Source organism: Streptomyces sp. WM4235 (assembly GCF_001279725.1).
Lineage (GTDB): Bacteria > Actinomycetota > Actinomycetes > Streptomycetales > Streptomycetaceae > Streptomyces.
Genome location: NZ_LGDE01000261.1, coordinates 1 through 572, shown reverse-complemented (window position 1 = coordinate 572; position 572 = coordinate 1). Strand labels below are relative to the sequence as shown.

The 572-nt window shown below is 79.7% G+C and carries 1 pseudogene; it reads left to right on the top strand.

The window, feature by feature from the left end:
• Nucleotides 1–572 (top strand): annotated as a pseudogene (locus ADK55_RS18965) (glycosyl hydrolase); the annotation flags it as partial.

Sequence of the window (572 nt, the reverse complement as noted above, 5' to 3'; positions counted from 1 at the left end):
GGGTCAGGGGGCCGGCGGGGCGCGGTGGCTGGGGCGGGCGGAGGTGCCGGCCGACGCGCGGTTCTTGGGGCTGGGCGGTCGGGCGGGTGGGCCCCGGCTGCGGGACGGTTCGTACCGGCTGTGGAACACCGATCCGAAGAGTGGGTTCGGGCCGGGTGACGATCCGCTGTACATCACCATGCCGGTGCAGTGGGTGGTGGCGGACGCGGGCACGCACCTGGCGTTCCACGACAACACGTGGGACGGGCGGGTGCTGCTGCGCGAGGGCCAGGAGGGGGCCGGGTCGGGGGCGGACCGGCCCGGCACGAGCGAACTGCGGTTGGAGGGAGGGCCGTTGCGCTGCTGGGTGTTGGTGGGGACACCGGCCCGGGTGGCGCAGGGCTGGGCGGCGCTGACGGGGTCGCCGGCGGTGCCGCCGGAGTGGGCGCTGGGGTACCAGCACGCGCGGGGGGGGTTCGGGAGCGCCGCGGAGGTGCGGCGGGGGGGGGGGGGGGGGGGGGGGGGGGGGGGGGGGGTGGGGGGCGGGGAGGGGGGGGTCGGCCGCCAGGGCGGGGGCCGGGGGTTTGCGGGGG